The organism is Nocardia sp. NPDC004582, assembly GCF_053602115.1.
Map to the genome: position 1 here is coordinate 1 of NZ_JBSGCY010000216.1, position 7,828 is coordinate 7,828.

Sequence of the window (7,828 nt, forward strand, 5' to 3'; positions counted from 1 at the left end):
GGTGCTGTTCGAACGGCAGCTCGATGCCGAGGCCGATCGAATAGCCGCCCGCCTCCGACGCGCCCCGGTTGGCCGCCTCCATGGCGCCCGGGCCGCCGCCGGTGATGACCGCGAAACCGGCATGGGCCAAGGCGTTTCCGATCGCGACACCGGCCTGGTACTCGGCCGAGTCGGCGGGCGTGCGGGCGGAGCCGAACACGGCCACCGCGCGCGGCACCTCCGCCAAAGCGCCGAAGCCCTCGACGAATTCGGCTTGGATGCGCAGCACCCGCCAGGGGTCGGTGTGCACCCAGTCCGCGGGCCCGCGTTCGTCCAGCAAGTGCTGGTCGGTGGTGCCTATCCCCTTTTTCCGGTCCCGCCGCAACATGATCGGCCCCCGGAACCGTGGTGTCTTCGACAAACCCACACCCTCGTTATCGCCGTCAGCAGACATACAGGCAACCGTACAGCGAGCGGATGACCGCTGTCGGTCGCTCGTTCAGCGTGGTGCTGAACAGTTCATCGGCTTTTCTCGCCGGTGAGGTAGCTGCGCAGCATCGAGGCCACCTGGGTGATCTGATCGACGGGCAGATGCTCGTCGCGCTTGTGCGCCAGGTTCGGGTCGCCGGGACCGAAATTCACCGCGGGCATGCCGCGGGCGGCGAACCGCGAGACATCGGTCCAGCCGTACTTGGCGCGCACCCCGCCCGAGCCGTGCGCGTGCACGATCTCGATCAGGTCCTTGGCGGCCGGATTGGACAGGCCGGGCAGGGCGCCGGGCGCGCCGTCGGTGCGCTCGAAATCCAGGTCCAGTCCGGCGAACACCTCGCGCACGTGCTCGGTGGCCTGGTCCAGGGTGCGGTCGGGGGCGAAGCGGAAGTTCACGTCCACGGTGGCGATATCGGGCACCACATTGCCCGCCACACCGCCCTCGACGCGGACCGCGGACAGGCCCTCGCGGTAGGTGCAGCCGTCGATCTCGACCTCGCGGGCCTGATATCCGGCCAGCCGCTCCAGGATCGGGGCGAGCCGGTGAATGGCGTTGTCCCCCAGCCAGGCTCGCGCGGTGTGGGCGCGCACGCCGGAGGTGGTGAGCCGCGCCCGCAGGGTGCCCTGGCAGCCCGCCTCGATCCAGCCGCCGGACGGCTCACCGAGGATCGCGAGGTCGCCCTCGAGCCATTCGGGTAGTTCGCGTTCGATGCGGCCCAGCCCGTTGTACTCGGCCGCGATCTCCTCGCAGTCGTAGAAGATGAGGGTCAGGTCGTGCACCGGGTCGGCGACGGTGGCGGCCAGGTGCAGGAAGACCGCGTCGCCGGACTTCATATCGACGGTGCCGCAACCCCACAGCTGCCGTTCGCCGTCGGGGGTGGTCTCGAAGTGGCCGGGCACATTGTCGGCGATCGGCACGGTGTCCAGGTGTCCCGCCAGGATCACCCGGCTGGGCAGGCCCCGATTGGTCCGGGCCAGCACGGTATTGCCGTGCCGCAGGATCTCGAATCCGGAGGTCTGCTCGCGCAGGGCCTTTTCGACGATGTCGGCGATGACCTTCTCGTTCCGAGACACGCTCGGAATATCCACGAGCGCGGCGGTGAGTGAAATCGGGTCGGCTCTCAGATCGATGGTCACTCGATCCACCCTAAAGGAGGAATAACCGCAGTTCTTCGCACGGTCGCTGCGTTGGCACAAATCGGCACCGCATGCGGTATGAATTCGCAGCCCGGTAACGTGTGGGGACGTGAGTACTCAGGGAGCAGCAGCAGTCGGCATCGCCACCATCACCGTCAACGGGACGGTCCTCGACACCTGGTACCCGTACCCGACGCTCGGCGAATTCTCCGCCGACGAGGTGGGGACGGTGCGGCTGGACGCCTCCGATCCCGAGTACGCCAAGTTCGCCGCCTCGGCCGGCGTCGACGAGGACCGGCGGGTCGAGACCGTGGTGGTCCGCACCGTCATCGCCGACCTGGCCGCCGCGCCGATCGACACCCACGACGCCTACCTGCGCCTGCACCTGCTCTCGCACCGCCTGGTCCGCCCGCACGGCGCGAACCTGGACGGCATCTTCGGGCTGCTCGCGAACGTGGTGTGGACCAACCACGGCCCGTGCTCGACCGAGGAGTTCGAGCTGACCCGCCTGAAGCTGCGGGCCCGCGGCCAGGTCACCGTGTACGGCGTCGACAAGTTCCCGCGCCTGGTGGACTACGTGCTGCCCTCGGGCGTCCGCATCGCCGACGCCGACCGCGTGCGCCTGGGCGCGCACCTGGCCTCGGGCACCACCGTCATGCACGAGGGCTTCGTCAACTTCAACGCCGGCACGCTCGGCAACTCCATGGTGGAGGGCCGCATCTCGGCCGGTGTCGTGGTCGGCGACGGCTCCGACGTCGGCGGCGGCGCGTCCATCATGGGCACCCTGTCCGGCGGCGGCAAGCAGGTCATCTCGCTGGGCGAGCGCTGCCTGCTGGGCGCCAACTCGGGCCTGGGCATCTCGCTCGGCGACGACTGCGTGGTGGAGGCGGGCCTCTACGTCACCGCGGGCACCAAGGTGACGCTGCCGGACGGCGGCACCGTGAAAGCCGGTGAGCTGTCGGGCAAGTCGAACCTGCTGTTCATCCGCAACTCGCTGACCGGCGCGGTCGAGGTGCGCCCCCGCAAGGGCACCGGCATCGAGCTGAACGCGGCCCTGCACGCCAACGACTAGGGCGCGGTACGCGAAAACCCCTGACGGCCTGGGCCGCAGGGGTTTTCGTGTTTCAGCGCGCAGTCGCGAGGCGTGCCTACCTGTACAGGGCGCACCACGGGGCGGGCTGCCCGTCGAGCGGCGGGAGCGGGCTGGTGTTGTTGCACTGACCCGAGCCGGTCTGGAGCGCCTTGATCAGGTTCGAGGAACCGGCCGCCGACGGATCGAAGGATCCGGTGCCGGTGGGTCCGGTGTTCACCGACCCGGTGGTGGTGGTCCCGGCGACCGGCTCGGCGGGCTGCTGCATCGGGGTGAGCGGCAGTGGCGCGGCGGTCGCCGCGGCGGCGGGGGCCAGCAGTCCGGCGAGGACAGCGGTGGCGGCCATGGTGGTGCGCAGTGCGGTGGGCATCGTTCGGCCTTCCTGGATGACGAGAAAAGACAACCTCCAGGACGCTAGAGGCGGCTCCGATCGGCGGCCAGACCCCGAAACCCTCGGCAGCAGAACCTCGGTGTCAGTCGATGCCGAAGGCGATGACCCGCTCCGGGGTGATGCGGATGATCTCCGGGGACAGGCCGGGATAGAACGGTTCGACATCGCGCAGAGCCTGTGCGGTGCCGCGGATTTCGAGACAGCGCACGGTCCACGGGTCGACGGAGGGCACGTCGTCGACGACGAAGGCGATCCGGTCCTCCTTCGACAGATTCCGGAACTTCTGGCTGGCGCCCATGTGGTGGCCGCCGATATCGATGGTGCCGAGCGCCGCGTTGTAGCGGTAGCCGACCGGGTTGTTCTGCGGGGAGCCGTCGGGACGGACGGTGGCCAGCCGTCCGAGCCGCTGGCTGTTCAGGTAGTCGATCTGGGCGGTCGACAGGGATGCGGTCATGGCGATCACGCTAGAACCTCGACCGCGCTCGAGGTCAAGACAAGAGCTTCTTCTGCACCTTGCCCATGGCATTACGCGGCAGCGCGTCCACCAGGCGGACCTCGCGAGGGCGCTTGTGCACCGAGAGTTCGCCCGCCACATGGGCGATGAGCTCGCCGGCGAGCGCGGCGTCCGCCGCCTCATCGCGCGACACCACGGAGCCGGCGCGCGGCACCACGTAGGCGACGATGCGCTGCCCGAGATCCTCGTCCGGGACGCCGATGACGGCGGTCTCGGCCACCGCGGGATGCCCCAGCAGCGAGGTCTCGATCTCGCCCGCGCCGATCCGGTAGCCGCCGGATTTGATCAGGTCCACCGATTCGCGGCCCACGATGCGGTGGAAGCCCTCGGCGTCGATGACGGCCACGTCACCGGTCTTGAACCAGCCGTCGGCGGTGAAGTTCTCGGCGGTCACCTCCGGCTTGCCCAGGTAGCCGTCGAACAGCATGGGGCCCCGGACCTGGAGTCCGCCAACGCTTTCCCCGTCGTGCGGCACCGGCGCGCCGGACTCGTCGCGCAGCCGGGTCTCCACCCCCGCGACGGGGGTGCCGACCCAGCCGGGGCGGCGTTCGCCGTCGGGCCGGGTGGAGAGGGTGATCATGGTCTCGCTCATGCCGTAGCGCTCGATCGGGGCGTGCCCGGTGAGCTCGGCCAGCCGCTCGAACACCGGCACGGGCAGCGGGGCGCTGCCGGAGATCAGGATGCGCGCTTTCGTCAATTCCGCTGCGGCGCCGGGTTCTTCGACGATCCGCGACCAGACGGTGGGGACGCCGAAGTACATGGTGCCGTGCGCGTCGGCGTAGGCGCGCGGGCTGGGCTTGCCGGTGTGGATCAGCGGGCTGCCCGCCCGCAGCGGGCCGAGCAGGCCGAGGATCAGGCCGTGCACGTGGAACAGCGGGAGGCCGTGCACCAGAACGTCGTTCGAGGTCCAGCCCCACGCCTCGATCAGGGCGTCCAGTCCGGCGGCGATGGCGGCGCGGCTGAGCATCACCCCCTTGGGCGCGCCCGTGGTGCCGGAGGTGTACAGCACGAAAGCCGTTGCCTTCCCGGCGGGTTCGGCGTACCGGTGCCAGGACCGGGCGTGCTTGCGGACCGGGATCACCGGCAGCTCGGAGCCTTCGGGGGCCTTGCCCAGCCAGGCCTGGGCCTCGGAGTCGCGCAGGATGTGGGCCAGTTCCGCGCTGCCCGCGTCCGGCGGGACCGGGACCACGGTGACCCCGGCGATCAGGCAGCCGATCACCGCGAGCACGGTGGTGACGGTCGGCTCGGCCAGCACCGCGACCCGGCGGGCCTGGGCGACGCGTTCGGCGACCGAGGTGGCCGCGCCGAGCAGATCACCGCGCGACAGGGTCTCCCCGTCGATGGTGACGGCATCGGGGATATCGGCTCCGGCGGCGATGGCGGCCGGATTCAGCGAACTCAGCAACAGCGGCGACACGGGCTCACGCTACCCCGAGGCCGATATCCCGGTCCTGCCGCCGCGACGCGCAACGGTTCGCTTGCGAAGCGGACCAGCCGGTTGACAGACCAGCCGAGTGGGTAAGACAGTTTCTGTACAACCTTCTCACCAGAGGATGTGGTCAACGATGACCAGGCCGCTGCCCCGCACGTTCGAATCCGCCGTACCCGCACCGGAGATCGATGTCCGCCGCTATCTGGACGGCGCGGCCGGTTTCTTCGGCGCGGCCGCGAACGTGATCATGCAGCTCTCCAATCCGCCGGTCGGCTACGGCGTGGTGGAGAGCCCGGTGGAATCCGGGAACGTGATGGTCCACCCCTTCAAACGGCTGCGCACCACCCTCACCTATCTCGCCGTCGCGCTGCTCGGCAGCGAGGAGGACCGCGCCGCCTACCGCGAGGCCGTGGATTCGGTGCACAAGTACGTCCGCTCCCGTCCCGACAGCACCGTGCGCTACAACGCTTTCGACCCGAGACTCCAGCTCTGGGTGGCGGCCTGCCTCTACTGGGGCGCCCGCGACATCTACGAGCGGATGCACGGCCCGATGGACGACTACGACGCCGACGCCTTCTACCACTACGCCGCGCGCCTGGGCACCACGCTGCAAGTGCGCCCGGAGATGTGGCCCGCCGACCGCCCCGCCTTCGACCGGTACTGGGCCGAGAACCTCGCCAGGACCCGCATCGACCCGAAGATCAAGGCGTACTTCGACGATCTCATCGACCTGAAGATGCTGCCCCGCCCGCTGCGCCCGCCGTTCGCCGGCGTGCACCGCTTCTTCGTGACCGGTCTGCTGCCGCAACACCTCCGGGACGAGATGGGCATGACCTGGACGCCGCGCCAGGATCGGGCGCTGGCCGCCATGCTGCGGACGGCGGGCGTGGTCGAGTCGGTGGCGCCGGCGTCACTGCGCGCCTTCCCGCTCAACGTCTATCTCGCCGATATGCGCGTGCGCCGCCGGCTGGGCCTGCGGCTGGTGTGAAACCCGTTGCGGGTCAGGGGATCCGGAAGCTCGGGATGACGTGGGCGCGGGCGAATTCGCGCAGCGCGTCCGGATCGCCGAGCGGGATGACGGTCTGCGGGGTCAGCGCCAGCGAGAGCGCGGCGCGGGCGGTGAACTCCGCCAGCGGCAGCGGATCGTACTGCGGCAGTTTGCCTTCCGCCTGCAGCCGGGCGGTGAACTCGGCCAGGTAGTCGCGACCCAGTTCGATCACCGGCGCGCCCCGCACGGTCAGATACGGCAGCACGATCTCGGGTTCGGTCTTGAGCAGCCGGTCCAGCAACTGGTTGTTGCGCAGGCCCTCGGTGAAGGCGACGAACAACGCGACGATCTGTTCCTCCGCGCTGGCGTCGGCCTCGATCGGACCCTGCACCGCCGCGTCCACCTCGTCGATGAACTGGCGAGCCTGCCGCAGCCCGACGGCCTGAATGAGATCGTTCTTCCCGGCGAAGCGCCGGTAGAGGGTGGCCAGCGAGAGCCCGCCGCGCCGGGCGACCTCGACCATGCTGGTGCGTTTGATGCCGAAGTCGAGGAAGGCGAGCAGGGCGGCGTCGAGGACCTTGGCCTGATTGCGGTCCTCGGGGCCGGATCCGCGGACGAGCGGCAGCAGTTTGGCCAGTTTGGCCATGGTCCGGGCCCTTTCCGGTCGCAAAGAAACGGTGAGGCACTAATCTTCGCACATTGACACCGGCACCCCATGATGAGAAGGTGAGTGGCGAAATTTCTCACACTCTCCTCACCGTCGAGGAGTGACGACGAGGAGTCGAGTCAACGATGACCGCCCCGCTGCGCAAGTTCGACGAGTTTCCCCCGGCCGCTCAGCCCTTGACCCCCGCGGACATCCGTGAGCACATCGACGGCGTCGCGGCCTTCCTGGGCGGCGCGGCCAATGTCGTCATGCAGCTCTCGCTGAAACCCGTCGCCTACGGCGTGATGGAGAGTGACGTCGACAGCGGCAAGGTGACCCTGCACCCGGTCAAGCGGCTGCGCACCACCCTCACCTACCTCGCGGTCGCCCTGCTCGGCGACGACCAGGACCGCGGCGCCTACCGCGAGGCCGTGAACGGCGCCCACCGCAGCGTGCACTCCAAGCCCGGCGCCCCCGTCAAGTACAACGCCTTCGACCCCAAACTCCAGCTGTGGGTGGCGGCCTGCCTGTACTGGGGCGTGGACGACCTGTACCACCGCATGCGCGGCCCGATGGATCCCGAACTGGCCGAGGCCTTCTACCAGTACTGCGCCCGCCTGGGCACCACGCTGCAGATGCGCCCGGAACTGTGGCCCGCCACCCGCGAGGACTTCTACGCCTACTGGGACGAGAACCTCGCGACCAAGTCCATCGACGGACCCACCCGCAAGTACTTCAACGACCTCACCGACCTGAAGATGGTGTCGTGGCCGGTGCAGTTCGCCCTGGGCGGCCTGCACCGCTTCATCGTCACCGCGCTGCTGCCCCAGCACCTGCGCGACGAGATGTCCATGACCTGGAGCGCCCGCGACGAGCGCGTCTTCACCGGCTTCCTGCGCGTGGTCTCCGCGGTCTGGACCCGCATGCCCACGGTCCTGCGGCTGTTCCCCTACAACTTCTTCCTGGCGGACATGCGCCTGCGCCGCCGCTTCGGCCGGCCACTGCTCTGAACCCGGCGACCGGTCATCGGGCGCTCAGCCGCGCTCGGCCAGCGCGCGCAGGAAGAAGCCGAGATTGGCCGGGCGTTCGGCGAGCCGGCGCATGAGATAGCCGTACCACTGGGTGCCGTAGGGGATGTAGACGCGCAGCGCGTGCCCCGCGT

Annotated in this window: 9 protein-coding genes and 1 pseudogene; 3 read left to right on the plus strand and 7 right to left on the minus strand. The window is 69.6% G+C overall.

Going from position 1 to position 7,828, the window contains the following annotated elements; genetic code table 11:
- Positions 1-433: LOG family protein (locus tag ACWELJ_RS32380; RefSeq protein ID WP_452369884.1), on the minus strand; the 433-nt coding region annotated here is incomplete at its 3' end.
- Between the two features lie 65 nt (positions 434-498).
- A complete protein-coding gene (gene dapE, locus ACWELJ_RS32385) occupies positions 499-1,605 on the minus strand; it encodes a succinyl-diaminopimelate desuccinylase (protein WP_452369885.1) in 1,107 nt (368 codons plus the stop codon).
- Between the two features lie 109 nt (positions 1,606-1,714).
- On the opposite strand from dapE, the gene dapD reads away from it, so the two are divergent.
- Entirely contained in the window at positions 1,715-2,677 is a 963-nt protein-coding gene (gene dapD, locus ACWELJ_RS32390; protein ID WP_452369886.1) for a 2,3,4,5-tetrahydropyridine-2,6-dicarboxylate N-succinyltransferase, read from the plus strand.
- A gap of 76 nt (positions 2,678-2,753) precedes the next feature.
- Here the strand turns inward: dapD and ACWELJ_RS32395 are convergent, their stop codons facing one another.
- The 3 genes from ACWELJ_RS32395 to ACWELJ_RS32405 form a co-directional block, all read right to left on the minus strand.
- Complete coding sequence (locus tag ACWELJ_RS32395; RefSeq protein WP_452369887.1) at positions 2,754-3,065, minus strand: hypothetical protein; 312 nt, start codon at positions 3,063-3,065, stop codon at positions 2,754-2,756.
- A 103-nt stretch (positions 3,066-3,168) separates the two neighbouring features.
- The gene (locus ACWELJ_RS32400) at positions 3,169-3,540 is read right to left on the minus strand and encodes a PPOX class F420-dependent oxidoreductase (protein ID WP_452369888.1); all 372 of its coding nucleotides are present in this window, start codon (positions 3,538-3,540) and stop codon (positions 3,169-3,171) included.
- Between the two features lie 34 nt (positions 3,541-3,574).
- A complete protein-coding gene (locus ACWELJ_RS32405; protein ID WP_452369892.1) occupies positions 3,575-5,008 on the minus strand; it encodes an acyl-CoA synthetase in 1,434 nt (477 codons plus the stop codon).
- Positions 5,009-5,165: 157 nt separating this feature from the next.
- Here ACWELJ_RS32405 and ACWELJ_RS32410 point away from each other — a divergent pair, with 157 nt between their 5' ends.
- Positions 5,166-6,020 (plus strand): oxygenase MpaB family protein, encoded by an 855-nt coding sequence (locus tag ACWELJ_RS32410; RefSeq protein WP_452369889.1) that lies wholly within the window; start codon positions 5,166-5,168, stop codon positions 6,018-6,020.
- 13 nt (positions 6,021-6,033) lie between these two features.
- Here ACWELJ_RS32410 and ACWELJ_RS32415 read toward each other — a convergent pair whose 3' ends face one another.
- Complete coding sequence (locus ACWELJ_RS32415; protein WP_452369890.1) at positions 6,034-6,666, minus strand: TetR/AcrR family transcriptional regulator; 633 nt, start codon at positions 6,664-6,666, stop codon at positions 6,034-6,036.
- Positions 6,667-6,812: 146 nt separating this feature from the next.
- Between ACWELJ_RS32415 and ACWELJ_RS32420 the strand changes: the two genes are divergently transcribed.
- Positions 6,813-7,676, plus strand: a complete 864-nt coding sequence (locus tag ACWELJ_RS32420; protein WP_452369891.1) for an oxygenase MpaB family protein — start codon at positions 6,813-6,815, stop codon at positions 7,674-7,676.
- A gap of 24 nt (positions 7,677-7,700) precedes the next feature.
- On the opposite strand, the pseudogene ACWELJ_RS32425 reads toward ACWELJ_RS32420, so the two are convergent.
- Positions 7,701-7,828 (minus strand): annotated as a pseudogene (locus ACWELJ_RS32425) (proline dehydrogenase); the annotation flags it as partial.

Coding starts and splice junctions, on each gene's coding strand:
- ACWELJ_RS32400 (WP_452369888.1), bottom strand. CDS start 3,540: ATGACCGCATCCCTGTCGACCGCCCAGATCGACTACCTGAACAGCCAG.
- ACWELJ_RS32415 (WP_452369890.1), bottom strand. CDS start 6,666: ATGGCCAAACTGGCCAAACTGCTGCCGCTCGTCCGCGGATCCGGCCCC.
- ACWELJ_RS32410 (WP_452369889.1), top strand. CDS start 5,166: ATGACCAGGCCGCTGCCCCGCACGTTCGAATCCGCCGTACCCGCACCG.
- ACWELJ_RS32420 (WP_452369891.1), top strand. CDS start 6,813: ATGACCGCCCCGCTGCGCAAGTTCGACGAGTTTCCCCCGGCCGCTCAG.
- ACWELJ_RS32395 (WP_452369887.1), bottom strand. CDS start 3,065: ATGCCCACCGCACTGCGCACCACCATGGCCGCCACCGCTGTCCTCGCC.